This window comes from Paenibacillus sp. R14(2021) (genome assembly GCF_019431355.1).
Classification (GTDB): Bacteria; Bacillota; Bacilli; order Paenibacillales; family Paenibacillaceae; genus Paenibacillus_Z.
In genome coordinates this window covers 1,329,029-1,353,865 of record NZ_CP080269.1, presented here as the reverse complement: position 1 = coordinate 1,353,865, position 24,837 = coordinate 1,329,029, and the positions used below count along the sequence as shown (strand labels likewise).

The following is a 24,837-nucleotide window of genomic DNA, read 5'->3' as shown; positions in this document are numbered from 1 at the left end:
ATCGCCTGTTCTTAAGCCGCCGTCATGGCGGCTTTTCTTATTTGTTACATGAGCCGCCACAGATAGAAGACGGCATAGGCTTTCCATTCGCCCCACGGCGCGGACAGCTGCTTGATCTCCGCGATGGACGGTTTCTCGCTGCGGTTCAACACGAGCTTCAGCGCGTTGTGCAGGCCGACGTCTTCGAGGGGGAAGGCGGCTGGCATACGCAGGCAGCGCATGAGCACATAGTTGGCGGTCCAAGGTCCGATGCCGCGGATGGCGGTGAGCGCCTTCTCTATGGATGGCCAGTCTCCGATCGCGAGCAGCTGCTGTCTAGACAGCGCGCCTTCCGCCATCAGCTTCGCGACGCCGATGGCATACTCGGCTTTGCGGCCGGTGAACTGCAGCGCGGTCAGCTCTGAAGGCGCGGCCGCAGCGATTCGTTCCGGCGTTGGAAACAGCCAGTAACGGTGGCCCCCCCATTCCTGCGAGGTGCCGAACTGCTCGACAAACTGCCGCTTGAGCGAATACGCGAACGTCAAATTGATCTGCTGCCCCATAATTCCCCAGCACAGCGCCTCAAACAGATCCGGGATGCCCACAAGTCGAAGTCCATGCAATTGCGATACGGCTCGAGACAAAATCACATCCTGTTCCGCAAGGGCAAGAAACGGCGCCAAGTCTCTATCCATATCCAGCCATTCCCGGATATATGCGGTTACGGCTAGAACAAGGGGGTCATCAATCGGTACCGTCACTGCCGGCAGCCGGACATGCAATAAACCGTCCGGACCGGAGGAAACCTCGGTCAACACTGCGGAATCGCCTATCATAATCAGCTTCGTGACGGTCCCGTCGGCAACGCGAAACAGGCATTCCTTGTCGGAACGCGCCAAATAGTCCAGTATATATTCGAATGTAAAGGCATTCGGGGTATTTAATGTAAAGGTCGTTGACATAAGATCTGGCCATCCTCCTCGTCGAATGACGGTATGCACCGTTCTTACTACTAGTTGTACCATATATTCGCAGGATTAGACTTTCGTAATCTTGCTCTTCCATCTCGCATGCCTTACAAATCGCCTTCAAAGCGGTTATACTTTGGCTTGGAGGTGAGGCTTCGTGTTGACGGATCAGGAATGGACGGCTATCGTGGAGTGCGATGCCGCTTATGACGGACAGTTCTATTACGGCGTTCGAACGACGGGGATATTCTGCAGACCCTCCTGCAAGTCCCGAACGCCGAAGCGGGAGCATGTCCATGCGTATGCATCTACTGCCGAAGCGCTTACGGACGGATTAAGGCCTTGCAAGCGCTGCAGACCGGACGGACTTCGCCAGCCGGACGAAGAATGGGCAGCATCCATCGCTAAGGCGATACGGACCCATTACGCGGATAAAATAACGCTGAGCATGCTTGCCGAGCAGCAGCATGTCAGCCCGTTTCATATGCACCGTACGTTTAAGCGAATATGCGGCGTAACCCCGGCGGCTTACTTGCTGTTGACGCGGATTGAAGCGGCCAAGCAGCTTCTCCGTTCCTCCGTGCGGACGATCGGCGAAATCGGCGAGCAAGTCGGGCTCCCGAGCCCGGCGCATTTTGCGACCGTATTTCAGAGGGCGGAGGGCTGTACGCCGACACAATATCGATTGGCACATAACAATCAGAGAGCGGAGGGACCCCATGAATAGGCTGTATTGGACATTGGTTGAAGAAGGCGGCTGGCGCTTATACCTAGCGGCGACGGACGAGGGACTGTGCTACGTCGGATCGCCGAACGCGCCGTTCGAGGAGCTTGGCCATTGGCAGGCCAAGCAGCTTCCCAAAGCGGAGCTCATGCGCAACGACGCCGTCATGGAACGCTATGCAGCCGAGCTCCGCGCATATCTGGATGGCCGTTTGCAGACGTTTAACGTGCCGCTGGATTTAAGAGGCACCTCGTTTCAGCAGTCGGTTTGGCAGGCGTTACTGCGTGTTCCGCACGGTGAGACCAGCTCGTACTCCGCGATCGCGGAGCAGCTTGGCAAGGAGAAGGCGGTTCGCGCCGTAGGGATGGCAATCGGTGCCAATCCCGTGCTGATCGTCGTTCCCTGTCACCGCATCATTGGCAAGAACGGCAGCATGACCGGCTACCGGGGCGGCATGGAAGCGAAAGCGAGCCTGCTCGCGCTGGAAGGCTCGCTTCAAGTAACGCGATGATTCTCTATTTCTTTGCACTGCTGGCAGCGGCGGTGGTGCTGCTTATGAACAATTACCGCCGGGAGACGAATCGCTGGGCGGCGTTCTTCCTCGCCTGCGCTTCGATCGGCGGCTTGGAGGATACGTTCAATCAGGCCGACTGGAAGTGGGCTTCCGAAGCCGCCGTCTTTATCAATCAGACTTGGACGCCGTATGGTATTCTTATTTTCAGCTTGTCGTACGGGGCTGCTCTGCCGAAGAATAACAGGAAGAGGACGGCTTTGAAAGCCGTTCTTATGCTTCCTTCGGTGTTCATGTTGATCATTACGCCTATACATCCCATCCTGGAGCTTGACTACCGCGTGCTGCTGGGGTGGGCGGGACCGTTCTATCTATGCTCCTGTTACCTATTGATTCGAGCGCTCTGGCTCGAGAAGGATGCTGCAAGAAGGCGCAGCCGTCTCGTCACGACGCTGATTATTGTTCCTACGCTGCTTGCCGTGTTAGGGTTCATCAATGTGGCGCGCGCCATCCGGCCTGATTTCGATTTCTTTACCTACATCTCCTTCTTCATTATCTACTCCTTATCGCTAGGTTTACTCTGCGTATTCATCTACGGCGTGCTCGGCGTAAAGCTCCGCATCGAGCATGATCCGCTTGATACGACGATGAAAGCCGTCAGCTCCGGAACGGCGATTCTGAATCATACCATCAAGAACGAGATTGGCAAAATCGCGCTAAGCACATTAAATCTCGGCAATCATCTCGCTCCCGGCGATGAAGAAACGAAGCAGCATTTAGCAATCATAGCCAATGCCTCCTCTCATATGCTGGACATGGTTACACGCATCCATAATCAGACGAAAGCGATCGTGCTGTACGAAACGCCGAGCCGCCTCGACCGCATTTTCGAAGAAAGCTTGGAACAGCATGTCCTGCTGCTGGATGAGAAGGGCATTACGTTCTCGTTCTCGCCGCTGGAGCGGCCGCTGCTGTCGATCGACCCCGTTCATATCAGGGAGGCGATCGGCAATATGATCCGAAACGCGATCGAGGCGATGAGCGAGGGCGGCCATCTTCATTTGACCCTTGAAGGTGACAAACGGTATATCGAGGCGGCGCTTCAAGATACCGGTTCGGGTATTCCCGCGAAGCAGCTTCGCCAAGTGCTGGAGCCGTTCTACAGCACGAAGAGCGAGACCGCGAATTACGGTCTAGGGTTGTCTTATGCGTATAACGTGATGCTGAGCAGCGGGGGTACCTTGACGCTGGACAGTCAAATCGGTATCGGGACGCGGGTGACGCTCCGGTTTCCGCGCAAGAAACAAGTGAAGGAATGAGAGATCAGATGAGTGCGATACGGGTGTTTCTCGTGGAGGATGATCTGGACTGGATCAAAGCCATCACAACGTTCATTAACCGGGAAACGGATATGCTGGTGGTCGGCGCGGTGACGAATTCGGCGGAAGCCGTTCAATTCGCGCGAACCGTGGCATTCGATGTGGTGCTCATGGACATTCAATTGACCGACCGGAAGCATGAGGGTCTCTATACCGCGCTTGAAATCCACGAGCTAGTGCCCAAGGCCAAGATCATCATGCTCTCGTCCGTCAACGACGAGCAGGTCATGACCAAAGCATTTACTGCCGGAGCTGTCAATTATATCGAGAAGACGAGCTTCTTGCAGCTGCCGCATGCGATCCGAAGCGCCTTCCATCATTCCGCGCCCATGGATGCGCTGCTGAAAGAATTCGCGCGGCTGAAGCGGGAAGAGCAGCTGAAGGGCCTGACCGCCGCGGAACGCGAAGTATTCGAGCTGATCGAAGAAGGCTTCACGCAGTCGCAGATCGAACGGAAGCTCTACAAGGCCGAGAGCACGCTCAAGAACCAGGTGAACAAGATGTTAAAGAAGCTCGGCGTACGAAGCAGCCGCGAGGCTGTCGAGAAAGTAAGCCGCAAAGGCATGCCGCGTAATCCGGAGTGAAATTTGGCGTAATAACGGGGACTTATCAGCAGGGGTACTACGATTCGTAGTACTCTTTTTTGCATGCGTACCATGAAAGTTGGTTCTGCTCAGATTGCACGATTCGCCGTTATACTTGCCTTACAGAGGAGCTGAGCGATGCGATGAGCAGAAGCAAAACCGCTATTTATGTGGAAACGACCATACAGGCAGACATGGATACGATCTGGGAGCATACGCAGAATCCCGCGCTTCACAAACAGTGGGATCTGCGGTTCACGGATATCACGTACCTCCCGAAAGCGAAAGAGGACGGGCAGCAGCTGTTTACGTACAGTACACGAATCGGATTCGGACTGCAGATTCGGGGAACCGGGGAATCGCGGTCGGTGATATCCCCCAAACGCAGCGTACGGCTGTCGACGCTTGCTTTCGGCACGGAACAGCCATTATCGCTGCTGAGTCATGGAGCGGGCTATTGGAAATATGTCGGCGAAGGCAGCGCGGGCAGCGACTCGCAGTCCGTGACGTTCATATCGCAGTACGATTACCAGACGCGCTTCGGCCTGCTTGGCAAATGGACGGATTATCTGCTGTTTCGCCCCCTGTTCGGCTTTGCGACGGCTTGGAGCTTCGATCTGCTGCGCATCTGGCTGGAACGAGGCATTCCGCCTCGGTTAAACATACAGCGTGCTTGGATTCACTACCTGTCCATGCTTGTTCTGGCTGTCTTATGGACCTTGCAGGGCCTGCTTCCGAAGCTGCTTTATCCGCAGTCCGGCGAGCTTGCGATTGTGGAAACCGTTGGCTGGTTCAACGGATTTGATCCTTTGACGGTCATACGTGCAAACGGAATCGCGGAAATCATCGTGGGGGCAGCGATACTTTTCTTTCATCGTTCCAAGGTTATGTACAAACTTCAATCCGTGCTGCTCATTGCCATGGCCGTACTTGCTGCTGTTAACCAGCCCGCGCTGCTCGTATCGCCGTACAATCCCATTGCGCTTGCTGCCGGCATGCTTGCGCTAGCCGCTGCAGCGGTATGGACGATCGACGATCTGCCACGGGCAAGCCGATGCAAACGCAGTCCAAATTCCACAGCCCACAAGGAGGGCAAGACAAATGAGATCGATCTATGAACAGGTGCTAGGCAAGCAGTTTGAATCGCTTCATCCCCGCATGCAGGAGCGGTTCGGCTTCGACAGCGAGGCCGGCATTGCTTCCATCGGCGAAGGGGTGATGGAACGCGTATGGTATGCCAAATGGGCAGCGGCACCGCTTAAGCTGGGCTCGCAGCGCCATATGATGTTTCCGCAGGGCGGCGCGAACATTCCGTTTACCGTCTCCAACTACGCATACACCGATTCGTACGGCCGGGAAACGGTAACGTGGATTCGGCGGTTCCATTTTCCGGATGCCACACGTAAGTTCGACGCAACGATGATTTACAGCAGAGAGCGCAGGAGCATCGTGGATTACTTGGGGACGAAGCAGCATCTCGCCGTCGATCTGGATTTCATCGTATCCGAGCAAGGCGGTATTCGCATCATATCGCGTGAGCAGCGCTTCTACGCAGGTATACTGCAGTTCCGCGTCCCCGCCGGCTTAACGGGCGAAGCGAACATTCATGAATGGTATGACGACGAAGCAGCCTGTTACCGGATCGAGGCGGATATCCGAAATCCGATCTTCGGACCGGTGTTCCAATACCGCGGCACGTTCCAGGCTTCCGTCATTCCGACGGCGGGCAGGAAAACGCCGTACGAGGTCAAGCCGCTGCGCGAGGAGTTCCGAGAGTAGCGGATTAGAAAGATCAGCCTACACACGGTATAATGGAGGCGATGAAGACAGGAAGGATGAGGGCATTGATCGCAATTGAAGCTTTTACGGTGGAGAAAATCAGAGATCCGTTCGGCATACTCGTCGGCGACCGGTATGAATTCAAGCTCGAGATCGAGGTTGCAGAGGACGATGATCTGTTCGTCGAGGGCGGCTTGTACATACGCGTCATCTACCGCGTGGACGGCGAAGTGGGCAAAATCGTCAAGTACGAGCTGTACGAGAGAACGAACGACCGCTATTTCGATTTCGACCTGGAGGATGAAGAAGAGCAGCTGATAGATTCCTTCTGCAGCGCGCATTTCTCCGAAGCGGAGGAATAAACTAGGAAAGGGTTGTGCACGCTCGCCGTTTCATAAAGGTACAGCCCGTTTAATAAACAGTACGGCAAGCGAAGGCGGGCCGAAACAAAGTGATTAGGCGGTGAATGACATGACGATCCATTATCTGTTGAATTGTTTTAACAATCAAATTTTGGTGAAGCAGGCAGAAGGCGGCGCTGAGGCCTACAATGTCAACATTCAAAGCAACAGCAATCCACTCAGTTTCGGCAATACGCTATATACGGCGTCGACCAAGGATCAGGCCGTACGAATTGCCAATCAGCTGTGCGAATTCTACTCGCTGGCCAGAGCAAACGGCTACCGATTGGAAGGAAGGACGTTTCGCAGCGAGGACAAATCGGATATTTCCGCCGAGCATGTCCTGAAGGTGGTCCGGACGAAGGACGAGATGCATCGGATGCTGCAGAATGCATAGGAATTGAAGTCGACTGCGCTGCTATTTGCTCGGATGGACATATGCAGGACTCCTATTAGGGGTCCTGCTTCTTTGTTTCCGGCGGCATTCGGGAGGCGGTTTCCAGCGAGCCAAAGTGGACAGCCCTTGCCGCACCGTCTTATAATGGAGGGTATGCGATTGCAATCGATTCGTTGAAACGGGGCTTATAGGGATGAAGAAGTTCAAGAAGTTTTATATCGAAATTACGAGCGTATGCAACCTGGCGTGCTCGTTCTGTCCGCCGACGCACAGAGAGAAGGGCTTTATCAGCATCGCTGACTTTACGAAGCGGCTGGATGAAATCAAACCGCATACGGATCATATTTATTTCCATGTCAAAGGCGAGCCGCTGCTGCATCCCAAAATCGATCAGCTTCTCGATCTCAGCCACGAGCGGGGCTTCAAGGTAAATTTAACGTCGAACGGCACGCTGCTGCACAAGGCCGGTCCTAAGATTATAGGCAAGCCTGCACTGCGGCAAATCAACTTCTCGCTGCACAGCTTCGACGGGCATGAAGGGTCCGTCGATAAAGAAGGTTACGTGGCCAAGGTGCTACAATTCACCAAGGAGGCCGTTGCCGCCTCCGACGTACTTATTTCGCTGCGGCTTTGGAATTTGACGGAAGACAACGCGACAAACGTTGACCGCCAGCGGAATCAAGAGATTTTGGATCAAATTGAGCGTGAATTTCAGCTGGATTACCGCATTCAGGATCAGTTCACGCGGGGCAAGGGCATTAAGATTGCTGACAGGGTCTACTTGAACCATGACCATGAGTTCAAATGGCCGGATTTGAAGGAGGAAGAAGACGAGAGCAAGGGCTTCTGCCACGGGCTGCGCAATCAGGCGGGCATTCTCGTCGACGGGACGGTCATTCCCTGCTGCCTGGACGGCGAAGGCGTCATTAATCTGGGCAACATCAACCAAACTTCGTTCTCGGACATTATCGAAGGGGAACGAGCGAACCGGCTATACGACGGGTTCTCCCGCCGTGAAGTGGTAGAGGAGCTATGCCGCAAATGCGGGTACCGTCAGCGGTTCAGCATGTAAAGAAGAGAGGTTTCGCAATTCGTTATGAGTGAGTATACGTTTAAGACCAATAAGCAATTGAGCTACTTGAATCGAGAGAGACGGACGGCGGGCATCCCGTTGTTCTATACGGCAATTGTGCTCTTCCTGTCCAAAATGGTACTGCTGCGTCATTTTCTGTTTCATGAGATCGAATGGCCGCGACTGGCAGCCGATGCATCGGCTGTGCTTGTCATTCTCTGTCTGCTGGAGCTGGTTACGCCTGCGAGGGTGAAGGCATGGGCGTACGGCGGCCTCAATCTGATTTATTCGATGCTCCTGTTCTCGGCAGCTGTTTATTTTGAGCATTTCGGCTCCGTGCCGACCTACACGGCCTTATACGAGCTTCACCAAGTGACCAAGATCAAATCGAGCGTCGAGTCGACCATCCAGTGGAGCCATTATTGGTTCTTTACCGATATCGTCATCGGCCTCATTGTTTGGATCGCGGCAGCAGTCAGCGCAAGGCGCCGATCCGATCGTGGGAGAAGCGTATATGGGGGCGCGACGCCTTTATACCGCGTTGTCCTGTCGGTCATCCTCATCCTAAGCGTTATGCTGTCGGCGCGGTTCATTCAAGTCGGCATGCCGATTCAGAATGAGCTGGTCGAAGCCGAGCAGGAAGGGTTCTTGAATTATCAGGTATCTGCCGCCATTAAGGCAGCCAAGGACGACAGTATCGCGGCAGAAGGCAATACGGCCGAAATCGCCACGGAGGCGGAAACGCTTCAGGCGAGCTATCCGTACAAGAAGCAGCAGGGCGGAACGCCGGCGTACTTTGCTTCGCAAAAAGGCAAGAACGTCATCTTCATTCAGATGGAGGCGTTCCAGAACTTCCCGATTCATCTGAAGCTGAACGGACAGGAAATTACGCCGGTGCTGAACAAGCTGGCGGACGGCAGCTATTATTTCCCTCATATTTTCCAACAGATCGGTCAAGGGAATACATCGGATGCGGAGTTCATGTCGAACACGTCCATCTATCCAACGGCCAAGATCGCCATGTCGACCGGCTACGGAGACCGAACGATTCCGAGTCTGCCGAGATTGCTGGAGAAGCAGGGCTATACGGCGGACACGTTCCATGTCAACGACGTGACATTCTGGGACCGCAATAAGCTTTACGCGGCACTTCAATTCAGCCATTATTACGATAAACCGTTCTACAAGAATGACAATTTCAACAGCTTTGGCGCATCCGACGAGGAGCTTTACCGCGTTGCCGTCGACAAGCTGGGCGAAGTAAGCCGCAGCCATCAGTCCTTCTTCGGCCAGTTCATTACCGTGTCCAGCCACTTCCCGTTTGAAGTGCCTGCGGACCGGGCGAAAATGGCGCTTCCGGCGAATTTAAAGGATACGCAGCTCGGCAATTATTTGCTCGCCGTCAATTATACGGACTACGCGATCGGCACGCTGATCGATCGGATGAAGGCGGAGGGCATCTGGGACAATACCATTCTCGTCCTGTACGGCGATCATTTCGGACTTCAGCCGAATGACACCGATCCTGCGCAGGTCAGCCAGGCGCTCGGGATCAAATACGATCCGCAAGTGTCGCGGTTCAATATCCCGCTCATCATTCATACGCCGGACGAGAAGGCGGGCAAAGTCGTTGAGCAGGTCGGCGGACAGCTCGATATTATGCCGACGGTCGCGAATTTGCTTGGTATATCGCTTGCCCAAGAGAACTATACGGCGTTCGGCCATGATTTGCTGAATATCGATCAGAACGTCGTCGGCTCACGCTATTATCTGCCAACGGGGTCTTTCTTCAACAACGATATTCTGTTCGTACCGGGCCAAGGCTTCGACGACGGCACCGCAATTAACATCAAGACGCTGGAGCCGGTGAAAGATCTGTCCCCTTACCGGCAAGATTACGACTACATCTTGAAGCTGATGGACGTGTCCGACCGCTATGTACGGTCGCTGCCGAAGCGCTAGCAGGGCGTAATTTGATATCAATGTAATAAAACCTGACATAAATATTGACACATTGAAAGCTTCACGCCTATAATACGTATCAATAGCAGGTTATTACAATCACATATCGGTTCTCATGTCAGCTATTGAGAACAAAAAAGCTATCTAGGGTTCCGTTGAGCACGAAGCATGACTTCGTTCATCAAGTCTGGTCCAAGAGATAGTGTGCAGAAGAGCAAGCGTGCCTAGCACCGGCCCACACTGCATAACACGGAAGGATAAAAGCCTGGGAGGTCACGACTCTCAGGCTTTTTTGTTTTATTAAGTACCTATTCGAAGGAGGACGTACGATGACGAATCTATGGAGCAAGACCATTCAGCCCGGCGACAAATGGTCAGGCGTGGTGGGCAGAGGCCGTCTGCTCACGTTTACCGCGCTGCAGCCCGGAGCTAATCTCTCACTGATGCTGTTCAATGCGAAGGACTTGACGGAGCGCTACAACATGCCTGACTCCTTGAAGGCGCAATATACGGCGCATCTTACACGCGGCAATGTATTGATGAGTGACAATGGACGCGTGCTCGCGAGTATCGTCGAGGATGAGCTCGGCTGGCACGATACGATCAGCGGCTATACGACTAGAGAGGGAACGGACGCGAAATACGGTACGACGAGCTATCAGGCGCTTCGCAACGATTGGCTGCGGAGCGGATATGAGAATTTTGCCGTAGAGCTGGTGCGCTGCGGACTCAGCAAGCGGGATTTGGGGCCGGTCGTCAATTTGTTCTCGAAGGTGTACGTCGACGACGAAGGCCGGATGATCTACGATGCCGCGCATTGCGGCGAAGGACAGTCCGTTACGCTGCGCACGGACATGGATGTGCTGCTCGTTCTCTCGAATACGCCGAATCCGCTTAACCCGAGCGCCGTGTATCCGGCGGCGGCCGTACAACTGGAGGTCGCGAGCGCGGCAGATTTCCAACCGGAGAGCGATTACTGCTACAACTTCCGAGGCGAGAACCGCCGCGCGTTCGAGAATACGGCGGCGTATTACCTGCTGACCGGTCAATAGGTGACTCAAAGACGTATCGCAAAAACTTGGCTTATGCTTCCGATGCTAGTTTTTGCTCGCGAGGAAGAATCTCAGGTAGCAACGCAAAAACTTTTAGGAGGTTATCCCATGTCATCATTTATCCGGGTTGAAAGTCAATTTAGGGAAGAGGATGCCACCGTTGATGAGATTGTTTTGGCAGGCGACGGGTGGATGAGAGCGCTTGAGCCGGGACAGGTGCTGCGCATCGTGGATATGGAGGGCAATCAGGCGGCGGATACGCTGTTCTTCGATGCCGATCATCCAGAGGATCATTATAGTGCGGTCGCGACCATTGCCGGCCAGCAAAACATATACCTGACCACGGGCTCCGTGCTTCGCGCGGAATCGGGCAAAGCGCTGCTGAAGATCGTCGCCGATACATGCGGCAGGCATGATACGGTCGGCGGCTCCTGCTCCGCACAGAGCAACACGGTCCGCTATTCCCACGACAAGCTTCACATGCATAACTGCCGCGACACGTTCATGCTGCAGCTGGCGCAGCATGGCGGCGGCTACACGAAGCGCGATCTCGCGCCGAATGTGAATTTTTTCATGAACGTGCCGGTTTCGCCGGATGGCGGGCTGCGGTTTGCGGACGGCGTGTCCGCGCCGGGCTGTTATGTGGAGATGGAAGCGATCTGCCGCACGACGGTACTGATCAGCAACTGTCCGCAGCTTAACAATCCGTGCAATGCCTATAACCCGACACCGATCCGCGTGTTGATTTGGAATCCATAGAGAGAATGAACCGGGAGGGATTACCATGTTTACGAAAATTCTAATCGCCAATCGCGGCGCCATCGCCGTTCGCATCGAGCGCACGCTTCGCAGGCTTGGCATTCAGTCCGTTGCCGTCTATACGAGCGCAGACCAAGACAGCCTGCATGTCGATGGCGCCGATGAAGCCGTTCTGATCGGTACAGGACCGGCCAAGGAAAGCTACTTGGATGTCGACCGGATCCTCCGCACGGCCATCGAGACCGGCGCTCAGGCCATCCACCCCGGCTACGGCTTTCTCAGCGAGAACGCGGCCTTTGCCCGTGCATGCCGAGAGCACGGCATCGTCTTCATCGGACCGACGCCGGAGCAAATGGAAATGTTCGGCCTGAAGCACTCCGCACGCGAAATCGCGGAGCGGGCGGGCGTCCCGATGCTGCCCGGAACGGCATTGATTGCAGAGCTGGACGAAGCGCTCGAACAAGCGGAGATTATCGGTTATCCCGTCATCCTGAAGAGCACGGCGGGCGGCGGCGGCATCGGCATGCGCGTTTGCGGGGACGAAGCCTCGCTGCGTCAGGCATTTGACGGCGTACGCCATTTGGCGGAAACGAATTTCAAGAACGGCGGTATTTTCCTCGAGAAATACATTGCGAAGGCACGCCATGTCGAGGTGCAAATCTTCGGCAATCAGTTTGGCGAAGTGGCGACGCTCGGCGAGCGCGACTGCTCCATTCAGCGCCGCAATCAGAAGGTGATCGAAGAGAGCCCGGCACCGAATTTGCCGGAGAGCGTGCGTCAAGACATGTTCGCCTCAGCGAAGCGGCTTGCCGCAGAGGTCGGCTATCGGAGCGCGGGTACGATCGAATATTTGTACGATCCGGAAACATGCCGGTTCTACTTCCTCGAAGTGAACACGCGTCTTCAAGTGGAGCATGGCGTGACCGAAGAGGTGCTCGGCATCGATCTCGTGGAATGGATGGTGCTGGAAGCAGCGAATGAGCTTCGAAATATCGAGTCGCTGGTGAAGCAGCCGAAGGGCCATAGCATACAAGCGCGCATCTATGCCGAGGACTGCCTGCACAATTTCCGCCCGAGCGCAGGCAAGCTGGATCAAGTGAGGTTCTCGGAGAATGCGCGGATCGAATCTTGGGTTCGCGATGGAATAACCGTAACCACCTTGTATGACCCAATGCTGGCCAAAATCATCGTGCACGGCGACAACCGCGCCGATGCGATCGCGAAGCTGACTGCAGCGCTGGACGAGACAAGGTTGTACGGAATTACGACGAATCTGCAGTACGTGCAAGCCCTTCTTGGCGAAGAGTCGTGTTTAAGCGGGAATGTGTACACACAGCTGCTGAACAGCTTCGAGCCGTCCGAGCGCGCGATCGAAGTCATTGACGGCGGCGTGCAAACGACGGTACAGGATTGGCCGGGACGGAAGGGCTATTGGGATGTTGGTGTACCGCCGTGCGGTCCGATGGATCCGCTCTCCTTCCGGATCGGCAACCGGCTGCTGGGCAATAAGGACGATGCAGCGGGACTGGAGCTCACGCTTCGCGGCGGTTCATATCAGTTCCGCAGCGATCTATGGATTTGTTTGACCGGTGCGGGGATGGAAGCCAAGCTGGACGATGAGGCCATGCCAATGTATCAGCCTGTTCGGGTACGCAAAGGGCAAGTGCTTCAATTCGGCGAAGCAGCGGCAGGCATGCGAGGGTATCTGCTGGTCGGCGGCGGCTTCGATATGCCCAAGATTCTGGGCAGCTCGGCGACGTTCACGCTCGGCGGCTTCGGCGGCCATGGCGGCAGAGCGCTTCGCGCGGGCGATGTGCTCGGCGTCAATCGCAGCGGAGCAGAACCTGCAGCGCTCATGCAACTGCATGACACAGACCGTCCGCAGATGACTCGCACATGGACGATCGGCGTTATTCCAGGTCCTCACTGCACGGAAGAATATTTGAAGCCTTCTTATTTGAAAGAACTTGCGGATACGGAGTTCGAGGTGCATTTCAACAGCTCGCGCACCGGCGTCCGGCTGATTGGACCGGCACCGCATTGGGCGCGCGAGGACGGCGGCCAAGCAGGTCTTCATCCGTCCAACATCCACGACAACGCTTATGCGGTCGGGACGCTTGATTTGACTGGCGATATGCCGATTCTGCTCGGACCGGACGGGCCAAGTCTCGGCGGCTTCGTCTGTCCCGTTACGACGGCATCGGCGGAGTTCTGGAAGCTCGGTCAGCTGCATCCCGGCGATAAAGTCCGGTTCCAGCTGCTGACGCTTGAGGAAGCGGACCGCCTGCGCGCGCTGCAGGATCAGAATCTGGATGCCATCGGCGAACGAGCATGGAGCAGGCTTGTTCCGGCCGAGCTGCCGCAAACGAAGACGGAAATCGTCCCGGCCTATCCGATTCTCCACCAGGAGACGGAGAACCGCCGTTTCCCGATTACGATTCGCTGCAGCGGAGACGAGAACATTCTCGTGGAATACGGAGAGATGGAGCTGGATCTGCTGCTGCGTTTTCAGGTGCATGCGCTTATGGAAGCCATCGAAGCGAGCGGCGCGATTCCGGTGCAGGATTTGACGCCGGGCATCCGTTCGCTCCAGGTGCATATCGATCCGACAGGGACGACGGTGCAGGAGGCCTGCGCGCGTATTCTAGAGCTGGACAGCAGCCTGCCGTCGCTGGAATCCATCAAGGTACCTTCGCGTATCGTTCGGCTGCCTCTTTCATGGGATGACCCGGCAACGCAGCTGGCGATCGATCGCTATCAGCAGAACGTTCGCCCGGATGCGCCTTGGTGTCCGAGCAACCTGGAGTTCATCCGTCGCATTAACGGACTTGAGCGCATCGATGACGTGCAGCAAATCGTCTACGACGCGAATTATCTGGTTCTCGGCCTTGGCGACGTCTACTTGGGGGCGCCGGTCGCGACGCCGATCGATCCGCGTCACCGGCTCGTGACGACGAAGTACAACCCGGCACGGACGTGGACGCCGGAGAATGCGGTCGGCATCGGCGGGGCATACATGTGCATCTACGGAATGGAAGGACCTGGCGGCTACCAATTCGTGGGCCGCACAATTCAAATGTGGAATCATTTAAGCCGCGAAACGGCCAGCTTCCAAGCCGGGAAGCCGTGGCTGCTGCGCTTCTTCGATCAAATCCAGTTCTACCCTGTCAGCAGCGAGGAGCTGCTGCAGTTACGGGAGGATTTCATGAGAGGCCGATTCGAGGCAGATATAACGGAAACGACATTCGAGCTTAGCGAATACTTAGCGTTTCTGTCCTCGATCGAGGACAGCACGGAAACGTTCCGGAACATGCAGCAAACGGCATTCAAAGCCGAACGCGAGAGCTGGAAAGCGCTCGGACTGGCCGAATACGTATCCGAGAGCGACTCGGCGAGATCTGCCGAGGAGGATGAGCTGCCGGCAGGCACGGTCGGCGTCCGCTGCACGATGCCGGGCAGCGTTTGGAAGGTGCTAGTGAAGGAAGGACAGCCGGTCAAGAAAGGAGACACGCTCATCATCGAGGAGAGCATGAAGATGGAATTCTCCCAGACAGCGCCGTGCGACGGTGTCGTCTCCGCACTCTTCGTGAAGCCGGGCGATGAGGTGCACACGGGTCAATTGATCGTTGGGCTTGTAATGGAAAGCGAAAGAGAGGTATCGATGGCATGACAAACGTACACTGGCCGGCTCGTTTCACAATGGAATGGCTTCGCGAGCAATACTCGAACGGTATGCTGACCCCTGCGGCGGTCATCGACGAAATCATCCGCCGCGCGGATGCCGATGCATCCATGAATATCTGGATTACGCCGCCGGCAATGGCGCATATCAAGCCCTATTTGGATCGGCTGGAAGAGACGGATCCCGCCAGCTCCCCGCTCTGGGGAATTCCGTTCGCGATTAAAGACAATATCGACTTGGATGACGTGCCAACAACGGCGGCATGTCCCGATTTCTCCTATTTGCCGAACGAGAGCGCAGCAGTTGTACAGCGGCTGATCGATGCCGGCGCGATACCGCTCGGCAAGACGAACCTTGATCAGTTCGCCACTGGACTCGTTGGCACGCGCAGCCCGTACGGCGAAACGCATAATTCGCTGCGACCGGAGCTGATCAGCGGCGGCTCCAGCTCGGGCTCCGCCGTGTCGGTCGCCCGGGGCCAGGCTGTGTTCGCGCTCGGCACGGATACGGCGGGCTCGGGCCGTGTGCCGGCTGCGCTGAACGGCTTGGTCGGCTACAAGCCGAGCTTGGGCGCTTGGCCCTCCAAGGGTGTTCTGCCGGCTTGCGCAAGCCTGGACTGCGTCACCGTTTTCGCGCATAATCTGGAAGACGCGCTCGCAGTGGACGCGGCAGCGCGCGGGCTGGAAGCTTCGGATCCGTGGTCGAAGCAGTTCCGTCAGCCTGACGCGAACAGGCTTCCTTCACGGATTGTCCTGCCGAAGGAAACGCCGGCTTTCTATGGACCGTTCGCGAAGCCGTACAGCGAGGCTTGGGATGCAGCAGTCGCGGCTGTCCACGAGATGGATATTCCAGTGACTTATGCCGGGCAGGAGCTGTTCGAGGATGCGGCGGCCATTCTGTACGGAGGACCGCTTGTCGCCGAACGGTGGGCGGACCTTGGCGGCTTCGTGGAAAGCCATCCCGGTTCGGCATTCCCCGTGACGGAGCAGGTGCTTCGAACTGGCGCTTCGCCGTCGTATACGGCTGCGTCCGTCTTTCAAGCGATGCATAAGCTTCAAGCGTATAAGCTGGAAGCGAGGAAGCTGCTCGAAGATGCCGTGCTTATGCTTCCGACCTGCGGCGGCACGTGGACGCGCGAGCAGGTTCGGCGCGATCCGATCTCGACGAACAGCGACATGGGCCGTTACACGAACCACTGCAACCTGCTGGATCTGTGTGCGGTTGCCGTGCAGGCGGGCGAAGCCGAGACGGATCTGCCGTTCGGCGTGACCTTCTTTGCGACAGCCGAGGAGGAGTCGCTGATTTGCGGCGCGGCTGCCGCGTTCAGCCGAGCAATCGGTGGTGTAACAACGCCGGAGCCGCCGGTTCTCGTGGAAGACGGCGAAGGTGCTGACGATGTGGTGCAGAACAAGCCTGCAACGACGCTCGTCGCGGTTTGCGGCTTGCATATGCGCGGATTTCCGCTGGAGAAGCAGATGCAGGCATGCGGGGCCGTCTTCGTCCGCGAGACCGAGAGCGCGGCCAAATATCGTCTTGTGAAGCTGCCGACAATGCCCGCGAAGCCGGGCATGATCAAGCAGGAGCAGGGCGGTGCCGCGATTACGCTGGAGGTATGGGAGATGCCGCTCAGCGCTTTCGGCGGCTTCGTCGCTTCCATCCCGGCGCCGCTCGGGATCGGAAAAGTCGAATTAAACGATGGCACGGAAGTGCCTGGATTTACATGCGAGGCCTATGCTGCGCTTACGGCGGAGGATATTACCGAAGCCGGCTCCTGGCGCAAAGCAGTCCTTCAATAAGAGCGTTGCGCCATTCGTCAGCCGCGTCCACACCAATGGGCGCGGCTGAACTGTTTCACGTGGGCTGCGTCACCGCCGGCACTAGAAGGTTAAGCGAAGGGAGGCGTATAATAGGAAGGTCTGGAGGATGATGCGATGATGAAGAAAATCTTGGTCGTGCTGGGGACGCTGATCCTCTTGCTGGTCGCGGCGGGCGCCGGAATCGCTTGGTATGTGAAGCCTGCGGAGAAGCTGGATTTGTCGTATAACAGCGTGCAGTTAATCGACCGCGCGATCACCATGCTGAAGCAGCTAAATACGCAGTTCGAGTTATCCGAACAGGATGTTAACAATATCGGTAAGGCGTATATCGCGGCACAGCCTGAATACGCGGCGGGAGTGACGGTGACAGGCGCGCGCTTTCAATTCGAGGGCGATCGGCTTGCCGGGCATTACAATTTGCGAATCGGAAAGCGTATCCCTGCCGGCATTGTCGTCTATTACCGGGTACAATGGCGCGAGCCCAATCTGGTTGCGGCCGTAGATGAAGTCAAGCTGAAAGGGATCTCGCTGCCCGCAGGATCATTTGACGATATCGTTATTCCGCTAGGCCGGCAGCTTCCGGCGTTGATTCATATTCAATCCGCGTCGATCGTGGGGGACAAGCTGGTCATCGCAATAAGAAAGCCGACGCTGCGGGAGCTCCGCGACTTACTTAGAAGGGAGCTTGGCCTGCAGGCCGGCTGAGGGTTTGCTGAATTAGAGCTTAGGCATAAGCGGACGCAGCTTGCTGATCAGGAATACCGCAGCAATGGCTTTAACGGTATCGCCGAACAAGAACGGATAGCAGCCGCCGCTCATCGCCGCGCTGAAGGACAGCTTCGCCTTGTATGCCAGCCAAGGCACGCCGCCGACATAGGCGAGTGCGACACCGAAGAGGATGAGGCTGACGAACAACAGCAACATGCCGCCGCGGGACAGCTTACTCGAGCGGGCGAACAAGCGGTCGCCGGCGAAGCCGATGAGAAGCGCTTCGAGCGGGAACATCCATATGTAACCGCCGCTGGAGCCGAAGACGACGGCTAGTCCGCCGTTTCCGCCAAGCAGCGGCAGGCCGGCTGTCGTAAGCAGAACGACGAGAAAGATGCTGAGGAAGCCGAGCCGGGCGCCGAGCAGACCGCCGGCAAGCATGACGGCCAGCGTTTGTAGCGTGATCGGAATCGGTGTAAACCAAAGCGGGATTTTCACGAAACAGAAGGCAATGAATAGTGCCGCGAATAATGCGGTGAATACAACGCCTCGAATCCAGTTAACGGGTTTGCCGGATGCGATCGAGGTTTGCGTGGGATGAGATGGCTGGTTTTCCATTGTCTTTTCTCCTTTCGATATGTTAACCTTGTAATCTATATTTGGTTAACATATCGAATCTTATCACGGGAGTAAACTTTTGGGAAGAGGGAATTTCGTGTTGGACGGAACGTTACATACTGATTTGATTTTAGAAGGGGTATCCATCGATCGATTGCTGGAAAACGGCGATGTTATGCCGAGGTTGGGGCAAGTCGACTTCACGCTGCGCCCGGGGGAATGGGTGAACCTTGTCGGCGTGAACGGCAGCGGGAAATCCTCGTTAGCCCGATTGCTGGCAGGGTTAACAATCGATGGGGTGCAGGGGACATGGAGCCGCGGATTTGCCGGCATGGACACGTCCCCCTATGTCATGCAGCAGCCAGATGCGCAGCTGTTCGCAGAAACACCACGGGAAGAGATCCGTTTTGCACTGGAATGGCGCGGAATTCCAGCGGCGCTGATCCTTAGGGAGACCGAAGCGATTTTGGAAGAAACCGGCTTACAGGAAATTGCCGACTCTCCGTGGGACTTGCTATCGGGGGGCCAGCGGCAGCTGGCGGCGACGGCAGCCGCTTCCGCCGCTGAGACGCCATTGATCGTTTTCGACGAGGCGACGTCGATGCTGGACGAGCAGTCCCGGCGCAGCGTGCGCGAGATTGCGGCAAGGCTGAACAGCCGCGGGTCGGCTGTAGTGTGGGTAACGCAGCGGCTTCAAGAGATCGGGCTGCATGAACGAGTTGCTGCGATGGCGGAAGGCAGGGTCGTCTATGACGGGCTTGGAGGGCCATTTCTCTATGGACGGGATTACCCGGCTTCCATCCGAAACGAAGCGCCGCCTTGCCTGGCGTGCGGCCTTCGGCTGCCGTATCTCTCGCAATTGGCGCTAGAACTTGGAAGGAAGGGGAAGCTGCAGGCGCCATTCCCGGAGACAACTGAGCAATGGGCGCTTGCGCTGCGGCAGGTGATTCCGCAATGAATCCATATGCCGTATTTCCCGCCCATCCGATAACGATTCGAGGCTTACTGCTTCGTCATGACCGTTCATTTGACGTCATCCCGGAATCGGAACGCCATAACGCATCTGAGGTGAGCCTGCAGCCCGGCCGGATAACGGTGCTTATGGGCGCGAACGGAGCGGGCAAGACGCATTTCATGGAAGTTATCGCCGGCTTGCGCGAACCAGGAACGCTGGAGACGGCGTTCGGAGAAGAAAGCGTCTGGACGAGGAGAGGATCACGCCGCCGCAAGGGCAAGCTGAGCCCGCAGGCGCTGCTTGCCTACGGCTACGCCAGCCAAGCGCCGGAGGAGCAGCTGTTCATGCGATCGGTCCGGGATGAGCTTGCATATACGCTTCGTCCGTATTCGCTGCCGGCCGGGGAGCGCGAAGCGCGAATGGCTGCTGCTTTATCGGCCGTCGGCTGGAATGAAGCTTGGCTGTCGCGTGACCCTTACCGCATGAGCGGAGGCGAGCGGCGCAGAACGGCGCTTGCCGCACTGTTTGCGCCGCCGGCGGCATGGCTTCTGCTGGACGAACCGACGGCAGGTCTGGACGCCGGCGGCTACGAGAGACTTGGCAGCGCGCTGAAGCAGCGTGCTGCGGAGGGACAAGGCATTCTGCTCATCTCGCATGAGAGCGACTGGGCGATGGAGCTTGCGGACAGCCTGATTCTGATGCATGGGGACGGAAGTATCCGGATGTGCACAAGCACAGAGCTTATTCATCACCCCGAATGGCTTGCCGAAGCGGGAATGGATGTGCCGGAATGGTTCGAAGTCGCCGCAATGCTGGCAAGCTCAGGCGTGAATGAAGCGCATCTCTGGGATCCTCGCAAGCTGGACTCGGAAGACTTTCCCGAACAGCCAGCCGAGCAGGGAAGTCCGCTGCCCGCACAGCCGGTCACACTAAGCGCAGCAGTAGGAATTGAAGCTCCTACCCGTCATCATGGCACAGGCAATCGGCGGCCTTTTGCAGTCCGCTCTCATGCCCTTAAGCCATCTCCAATTGCGTCTTTCGACGCCAGGGCTGTCTGGTTGACCTACGTGATTCTATCGGCAGCCATCTTGAATCTATCCACGTGGCCGGGGCTAGGATTCGCTGCCCTGCTCGTTGCGGCCTGTCTCTATTTCGGACGAATTTCGCTGCGGAGATGGAGCGGAGCAATCAAGGCTGTTGCGACTTTCACGATCGCCATCTCCTTGTTTGCGGGGCTCGGCCATCACGAACAGGGAAGCTGGTGGCAGCTATCGGGTGCCTTACTCTCGCTGAAATCGCTTCTTCGGCCGCTGCTCGTCATGCTGATCGGCTTCGGCATTCCGCTTGCCGTTACGCCGCTGCGGCTTCGGCGTTCCATGGAGCAGCTGTTCACCGTCTTCGGGCGTGTGCCGCTATGGGGAACGAAGCTGCTGCTCACCATCACGCTCCTGCTGCGGTTCATTCCCATCCTTCTCTCCGAGTGGGAGAGGTTCGCCCGTATCTCGACGGCAAGAGGCAAGCTGGCGGGGCAGGGCTGGCGCGGAGGGGTCCGGCGGCTGCAGGAAACGGCACTGCCGTTCATGCTGTCGCTGTTCCGGCTTGGCGAGCAGGCGGCGGACGCGCTGGAGAGCCGCGGCGTCGGCACGCAGAAGCATCCGACGGTGCTGGTGACGGCTTCATGGAGGCGGAGCGACACGCTGCTCGTGCTGGCTGGCTTGGCGGCAGCCGGTTTGCTCTGGCTCGTAAAATAGGATTTTCGGCCGGAATCGGCTATGATAGTAGCAGGTCTTATACTCGAAAGGAGTGCTTCGCTAACCATGCCCGCACTGCTGCAACCTAAGCTCGACCGCACTTATATGATAACGCTGCTCGAACGGCTGCTTGCGACGCCAAGTCCAAGCGGCTATTGCATGACGATTATGAAGCTCATCGAGGAGGAAGCCGCTAAGCTTGGGCATGCCTTGGAATTGACGCCGAAGGGTAACGGCATCCTGACGATCAAAGGATCGGAGCATGACCCTAACGAAGTAATCGCGCTCACGGCGCATGTCGACACGCTCGGCGCTATGGTGCGCTCGATTAAAGGCTCGGGAACGCTGCGTTTCACACCTGTCGGCGGCTATGCAATGGCTACGGTGGAGAGCGAGTACTGTACGATTCATACGCGCGACGGCAGGACTTATGAAGGAACCGTGCTGACGACCAAGCCATCCGTTCATGTTCATGCCGACGTCCGCGACTTCAAGCGGGACGAAGCCAATATGGAGATTCGCATCGACGAGCCCGTACGGAGCAAGGAAGACGTCTTGAAGCTTGGTATCGGGGTAGGAGACTATATATCGTGGGATCCGCGGACGCGCGTCCTGCCGAACGGCCTCGTAAAATCCCGTCATCTTGACGATAAAGCAAGCGTCGCGGCTTTGTTCACGCTGCTTGAATGGATGAAGCGCGAAGGAAGAACGCCGCAGCGCACCGTTAAAGTGATTATTTCGACTTATGAAGAAGTCGGTCACGGAAGCTCGCACATACCGCCGGACGTTACAGAAATGATCGCAGTGGATATGGGCGCAATCGGCGATGACCTCTCGACGACGGAATACGAGGTATCGATCTGCGCCAAGGATTCCTCTGGACCTTACGACTATAGGATGACGTCAGCGCTGATCGACCTGGCCAAGCGCGAAGAAATTCCGCATGCTGTCGACATCTATCCGTATTACGGTTCGGACGCCTCGGCGGCGCTCCGCGGCGGCAGCAATATCCGCGCCGCGCTGATCGGGCCGGGCGTTCATGCCTCGCACAGCATGGAGCGAACGCATCAGGACGCAATCGCGGGGACGGCAGCTCTATTGGCTGCGTACTTGTTCGAGCCGCGCGCGTAACGCGGCCGAACAAAAATTACGGGTGGACAAGTGCAAATCGTACATTATATGATGAATAGTGGGTGATTCGACATGACGACAGAAAATAACGTATCCAATTCCAATGATACGCAGGATCAAGAAGCGAATGCGCTTCAGGAAGCTGAATTCCGTAAAGTTGTAGACGCTTTGCATGAGAATGGTTTGAAGGCGCTCAGGTTCAAGTTCGAAGAGGAGCAAGTGGACGGTCAGGTGCTGAATCACGAGGTATACGGACCGATTTTCACGTTCAAAATCGAAACGCGCGACGGCGGGAAGTATGCGACTGGCTTCTTCTTCCGAGAGCTGCTGAACACGTTTCAAAACAATGATGACCCGGCGCTTTGGATGTCTTCGTTCTTCTTTGATCTCATGAGCGAAGGAGTTAAAGACAAGCTGCTGCCGATGCCTCCGCAATCCGAGGACGAGGCGAAGGCGCTGATCGATAACACCATCGTACCTTATTGCGCCAACATGATTCGCGAGGAGTTTCCGGACGAGCAGGTTTACGTTGATCTGGACCTTCATGAAGAGCATGGCCCTGTTCTCGAAGCCGGATTTACGGCCGTTACGGATGGGAACAACATCTGCGCGCTACCGCTGCATGTGTTGATTGCGCATTACTTGCTGAACCGCGATCCGGCAGAGCCGATCATTCAAGGCTTGTACCGCATCCGCGAGGAGCATGGCTTAGCTTAAAGTTCGTTATTGTTGCATATGGATATTGAAAAAAGCCTGAGCAATCAGGCTTTTTTCTTTGTCTATTTTCTTTGCTTCGTTACGCCTGCAGCGGCTCGCCCGGCAGCGCAGAAGACTGGTTCTCCGCACGCATGTAGATCGCGAGGCCAAGAATAATAAACAGTCCGCCGATTAGCTGGAATCCGCTGATCATTTCCCGGAAGATCAGCATGCCGAGCAGACTCGCGCCGACGGGCTCGGCCAGCACAGACATCGAAATCGTGGTCGGCTTTACATATTTCAACAGCCAGTTGAAAATCATATGCCCGAGTACAGTCGGTACGACGGCAAGCAGAACGAAGACGATCCATTCCATGGAGGGATAGCCTGACATGGATATACCCATCACGAGATTGTAGAGCGCAAAACAAATCGCGGTTATGCCGAAGACAATGAAGCTGTACAGATACGACGAAACGCGCTGCATAATTTGCTTTGCGATGAGCATATTGACGGCAACGGCAAGCGCGCCGAGAAACGACAGCATGTCTCCGAAGAACGCGCGGTGAGACAGCGAGATGTCGCCGGAGCCGATACTGATTGCGCCGGCTAGCGCAACGCACAAACCGATCACAGCGAACTTGTTCGGCCGGTCCTTGAACAGGAAGAAGGCGCCAACCATGACGAAGACGGGCTCAAGCGCGAGCAGAATGGTCGAGCTCGCAATAGAGGTATAAGTAAGCGAAGCCATCCAGAGCAGAAAATGTACAGCAAGGAAGAATCCTGCCGCGAGCAGCAGCAGCCAATCTCGGCGACTAATCGTATGCAGCGTCCGCAGCTGCTTGGTTCCGAAGGGAAGCATAAGGAGGAATGTGAACAGCATACGGTACATGCCTTGCACGGAAACGGGCGCATGTGAGCTTCTGACGAGGATTGGCGCGAACGAAATCGCCAGCATGCCGATCAGGAGCGGAATGAAGGGAGAAACAGACAATTTGGATGAATGAGGCGACTGCACGGTGATGTTCCTTTCTGCTTCGGTTCTTGACGTTATCGAGGTCGGTTCAGCATCCCTCATTATGCACGTTTAGGCTTGTCCAGGCAAGAGAGAGGCGCTATTTGGCAGAATAGCGTCCATAGGTTCGGGCAAACGACATGCCCAAGCGGTAGGTGGGCGGATCGATGACCTTGAGCGGATGAAACTGAGGGTGGTTTGAGTTGACCTCGAGAATCCAAAGCTTGCCTTTACTGTCGAAGGCGAAGTCGATGCCCATCTCGTGCATGCCTGCTTTCTTGCTGCTCAGCCATTTCGCCGTTCGAAGCGCAGTACGCTTCAGTCTTCCGTCGATCGCGGCACTGCCCGAAGCCGACAATCCCCTTGCCCGGTGAAGATGCGGAACGGTCCAGATGCGGCCGCCTTGACTGTAATTCGTGACGATCTTACCGATTTTTGCAATTCTGGCGAACCTGACAGTGACGGTCCAGCTGCCGCGAGGCTTTCGCTGCACCATAATGCGCAGATCATACGGCCGGCCGTTCACCTTTGCGAGCGCAACCGTTTGTTGAACGATCATTTTTCCTTTGCTGACGGAGCGAACGTGTCTGTACAGCTTCTCTAGGCTGGCGTAGCGGGTCTGTGTTTGTTTCCGATACTTCGTAACATAGAGCATGTAGCCCTTCTTAGTCCTTGCTGCTTTACACACGCCGATGCCTAACGAACCGATATTCGGCTTTATATAGACACTGTCGCAGGCAGTCAGCATGGACGATAGATTGGCAAGGCTGAGCTTCATGGTTCTGGGAACGAACGATTTCAATTCGCTGTTTGAAGAAAGCATGCCGCAAACGCGGTTTTTGCCGCGGATCGTGCTGCTGTTGTAGGATTTCTTGGACATCGCTTTCACCTCGTTCT

At 56.4% G+C, this 24,837-nt stretch carries 23 protein-coding genes; 19 read left to right on the top strand and 4 right to left on the bottom strand.

Going from position 1 to position 24,837, the window contains the following annotated elements; all coding sequences use genetic code 11:
• Window positions 1-44: 44 nt before the first annotated feature.
• Window positions 45-941: a DNA-3-methyladenine glycosylase family protein gene (locus tag KXU80_RS06555; protein WP_219837439.1), complete on the bottom strand. Its 897-nt coding sequence runs from the start codon at window positions 939-941 to the stop codon at window positions 45-47.
• 163 nt (window positions 942-1,104) lie between these two features.
• Here KXU80_RS06555 and KXU80_RS06550 point away from each other — a divergent pair, with 163 nt between their 5' ends.
• The 15 genes from KXU80_RS06550 (at window position 1,105) to KXU80_RS06480 (ending at window position 17,771) form a co-directional block, all read left to right on the top strand.
• Window positions 1,105-1,674, top strand: a complete 570-nt coding sequence (locus KXU80_RS06550; protein WP_219837438.1) for a bifunctional transcriptional activator/DNA repair enzyme AdaA — start codon at window positions 1,105-1,107, stop codon at window positions 1,672-1,674.
• Entirely contained in the window at window positions 1,667-2,182 is a 516-nt protein-coding gene (locus KXU80_RS06545; protein WP_219837437.1) for a methylated-DNA--[protein]-cysteine S-methyltransferase, read from the top strand. Before KXU80_RS06550 ends, KXU80_RS06545 begins: the two co-directional genes overlap by 8 nt.
• A gap of 44 nt (window positions 2,183-2,226) precedes the next feature.
• On the top strand, window positions 2,227-3,501 hold the full coding sequence (locus KXU80_RS06540; RefSeq protein ID WP_258171294.1) for a sensor histidine kinase: 1,275 nt from the start codon (window positions 2,227-2,229) through the stop codon (window positions 3,499-3,501).
• Window positions 3,502-3,509: 8 nt separating this feature from the next.
• Window positions 3,510-4,145 carry a response regulator transcription factor gene (locus KXU80_RS06535; protein ID WP_219837435.1) on the top strand — a complete coding sequence of 212 codons (636 nt, stop codon included), beginning with the start codon at window positions 3,510-3,512 and terminating at the stop codon, window positions 4,143-4,145.
• A gap of 143 nt (window positions 4,146-4,288) precedes the next feature.
• Complete coding sequence (locus KXU80_RS06530) at window positions 4,289-5,263, top strand: DoxX-like family protein (protein ID WP_219837434.1); 975 nt, start codon at window positions 4,289-4,291, stop codon at window positions 5,261-5,263.
• On the top strand, window positions 5,247-5,924 hold the full coding sequence (locus KXU80_RS06525; protein ID WP_219837433.1) for a DUF4166 domain-containing protein: 678 nt from the start codon (window positions 5,247-5,249) through the stop codon (window positions 5,922-5,924). Before KXU80_RS06530 ends, KXU80_RS06525 begins: the two co-directional genes overlap by 17 nt.
• Before the next feature lie 65 nt (window positions 5,925-5,989).
• Window positions 5,990-6,286 (top strand): DUF6509 family protein, encoded by a 297-nt coding sequence (locus tag KXU80_RS06520; protein ID WP_219837432.1) that lies wholly within the window; start codon window positions 5,990-5,992, stop codon window positions 6,284-6,286.
• Between the two features lie 109 nt (window positions 6,287-6,395).
• A complete protein-coding gene (locus KXU80_RS06515; protein WP_219837431.1) occupies window positions 6,396-6,722 on the top strand; it encodes a hypothetical protein in 327 nt (108 codons plus the stop codon).
• Window positions 6,723-6,915: 193 nt separating this feature from the next.
• Complete coding sequence (locus KXU80_RS06510; protein ID WP_219837430.1) at window positions 6,916-7,794, top strand: radical SAM/SPASM domain-containing protein; 879 nt, start codon at window positions 6,916-6,918, stop codon at window positions 7,792-7,794.
• Window positions 7,795-7,818: 24 nt separating this feature from the next.
• Window positions 7,819-9,756, top strand: coding sequence for an LTA synthase family protein (locus KXU80_RS06505; RefSeq protein ID WP_219837429.1), 1,938 nt, complete (start codon window positions 7,819-7,821; stop codon window positions 9,754-9,756).
• 329 nt (window positions 9,757-10,085) lie between these two features.
• A complete protein-coding gene (locus KXU80_RS06500) occupies window positions 10,086-10,808 on the top strand; it encodes an urea amidolyase associated protein UAAP1 (protein WP_219837428.1) in 723 nt (240 codons plus the stop codon).
• Window positions 10,809-10,916: 108 nt separating this feature from the next.
• The gene (locus tag KXU80_RS06495) at window positions 10,917-11,567 is read left to right on the top strand and encodes an urea amidolyase associated protein UAAP2 (RefSeq protein WP_219837427.1); all 651 of its coding nucleotides are present in this window, start codon (window positions 10,917-10,919) and stop codon (window positions 11,565-11,567) included.
• A gap of 25 nt (window positions 11,568-11,592) precedes the next feature.
• Window positions 11,593-15,237, top strand: a complete 3,645-nt coding sequence (gene uca / locus KXU80_RS06490; RefSeq protein ID WP_219837426.1) for an urea carboxylase — start codon at window positions 11,593-11,595, stop codon at window positions 15,235-15,237.
• Complete coding sequence (gene atzF / locus KXU80_RS06485) at window positions 15,234-17,045, top strand: allophanate hydrolase (RefSeq protein ID WP_219837425.1); 1,812 nt, start codon at window positions 15,234-15,236, stop codon at window positions 17,043-17,045. Before uca ends, atzF begins: the two co-directional genes overlap by 4 nt.
• 135 nt (window positions 17,046-17,180) lie before the next feature.
• Entirely contained in the window at window positions 17,181-17,771 is a 591-nt protein-coding gene (locus tag KXU80_RS06480; protein ID WP_219837424.1) for a hypothetical protein, read from the top strand.
• 12 nt (window positions 17,772-17,783) lie between these two features.
• On the opposite strand, the gene KXU80_RS06475 is transcribed toward KXU80_RS06480, so the two are convergent.
• Window positions 17,784-18,392 (bottom strand): biotin transporter BioY, encoded by a 609-nt coding sequence (locus KXU80_RS06475; protein WP_219837423.1) that lies wholly within the window; start codon window positions 18,390-18,392, stop codon window positions 17,784-17,786.
• 97 nt (window positions 18,393-18,489) lie between these two features.
• Here KXU80_RS06475 and KXU80_RS06470 point away from each other — a divergent pair, with 97 nt between their 5' ends.
• The 4 genes from KXU80_RS06470 (at window position 18,490) to KXU80_RS06455 (ending at window position 22,946) form a co-directional block, all read left to right on the top strand.
• Window positions 18,490-19,350: an energy-coupling factor ABC transporter ATP-binding protein gene (locus KXU80_RS06470; protein WP_219837422.1), complete on the top strand. Its 861-nt coding sequence runs from the start codon at window positions 18,490-18,492 to the stop codon at window positions 19,348-19,350.
• Window positions 19,347-21,098 (top strand): ATP-binding cassette domain-containing protein, encoded by a 1,752-nt coding sequence (locus tag KXU80_RS06465; RefSeq protein WP_219837421.1) that lies wholly within the window; start codon window positions 19,347-19,349, stop codon window positions 21,096-21,098. Before KXU80_RS06470 ends, KXU80_RS06465 begins: the two co-directional genes overlap by 4 nt.
• Before the next feature lie 66 nt (window positions 21,099-21,164).
• Entirely contained in the window at window positions 21,165-22,229 is a 1,065-nt protein-coding gene (locus KXU80_RS06460) for a M42 family metallopeptidase (protein WP_219837420.1), read from the top strand.
• A gap of 72 nt (window positions 22,230-22,301) precedes the next feature.
• On the top strand, window positions 22,302-22,946 hold the full coding sequence (locus tag KXU80_RS06455) for a hypothetical protein (RefSeq protein WP_219837419.1): 645 nt from the start codon (window positions 22,302-22,304) through the stop codon (window positions 22,944-22,946).
• A gap of 79 nt (window positions 22,947-23,025) precedes the next feature.
• Here KXU80_RS06455 and KXU80_RS06450 read toward each other — a convergent pair whose 3' ends face one another.
• Window positions 23,026-23,943 (bottom strand): DMT family transporter, encoded by a 918-nt coding sequence (locus KXU80_RS06450; protein ID WP_258171293.1) that lies wholly within the window; start codon window positions 23,941-23,943, stop codon window positions 23,026-23,028.
• A 97-nt stretch (window positions 23,944-24,040) separates the two neighbouring features.
• Window positions 24,041-24,820 (bottom strand): YheC/YheD family protein, encoded by a 780-nt coding sequence (locus tag KXU80_RS06445; RefSeq protein WP_219837417.1) that lies wholly within the window; start codon window positions 24,818-24,820, stop codon window positions 24,041-24,043.
• Window positions 24,821-24,837: the final 17 nt, after the last annotated feature.

Coding starts and splice junctions, on each gene's coding strand:
- KXU80_RS06555 (WP_219837439.1), bottom strand. CDS start 941: ATGTCAACGACCTTTACATTAAATACCCCGAATGCCTTTACATTCGAA.
- KXU80_RS06545 (WP_219837437.1), top strand. CDS start 1,667: ATGAATAGGCTGTATTGGACATTGGTTGAAGAAGGCGGCTGGCGCTTA.
- KXU80_RS06540 (WP_258171294.1), top strand. CDS start 2,227: ATGAACAATTACCGCCGGGAGACGAATCGCTGGGCGGCGTTCTTCCTC.
- KXU80_RS06535 (WP_219837435.1), top strand. CDS start 3,510: ATGAGTGCGATACGGGTGTTTCTCGTGGAGGATGATCTGGACTGGATC.
- KXU80_RS06530 (WP_219837434.1), top strand. CDS start 4,289: ATGAGCAGAAGCAAAACCGCTATTTATGTGGAAACGACCATACAGGCA.
- KXU80_RS06525 (WP_219837433.1), top strand. CDS start 5,247: ATGAGATCGATCTATGAACAGGTGCTAGGCAAGCAGTTTGAATCGCTT.
- KXU80_RS06515 (WP_219837431.1), top strand. CDS start 6,396: ATGACGATCCATTATCTGTTGAATTGTTTTAACAATCAAATTTTGGTG.
- KXU80_RS06510 (WP_219837430.1), top strand. CDS start 6,916: ATGAAGAAGTTCAAGAAGTTTTATATCGAAATTACGAGCGTATGCAAC.
- KXU80_RS06505 (WP_219837429.1), top strand. CDS start 7,819: ATGAGTGAGTATACGTTTAAGACCAATAAGCAATTGAGCTACTTGAAT.
- KXU80_RS06500 (WP_219837428.1), top strand. CDS start 10,086: ATGACGAATCTATGGAGCAAGACCATTCAGCCCGGCGACAAATGGTCA.
- KXU80_RS06495 (WP_219837427.1), top strand. CDS start 10,917: ATGTCATCATTTATCCGGGTTGAAAGTCAATTTAGGGAAGAGGATGCC.
- uca (WP_219837426.1), top strand. CDS start 11,593: ATGTTTACGAAAATTCTAATCGCCAATCGCGGCGCCATCGCCGTTCGC.
- atzF (WP_219837425.1), top strand. CDS start 15,234: ATGACAAACGTACACTGGCCGGCTCGTTTCACAATGGAATGGCTTCGC.
- KXU80_RS06480 (WP_219837424.1), top strand. CDS start 17,181: ATGATGAAGAAAATCTTGGTCGTGCTGGGGACGCTGATCCTCTTGCTG.
- KXU80_RS06475 (WP_219837423.1), bottom strand. CDS start 18,392: ATGGAAAACCAGCCATCTCATCCCACGCAAACCTCGATCGCATCCGGC.
- KXU80_RS06465 (WP_219837421.1), top strand. CDS start 19,347: ATGAATCCATATGCCGTATTTCCCGCCCATCCGATAACGATTCGAGGC.
- KXU80_RS06460 (WP_219837420.1), top strand. CDS start 21,165: ATGCCCGCACTGCTGCAACCTAAGCTCGACCGCACTTATATGATAACG.
- KXU80_RS06455 (WP_219837419.1), top strand. CDS start 22,302: ATGACGACAGAAAATAACGTATCCAATTCCAATGATACGCAGGATCAA.
- KXU80_RS06445 (WP_219837417.1), bottom strand. CDS start 24,820: ATGTCCAAGAAATCCTACAACAGCAGCACGATCCGCGGCAAAAACCGC.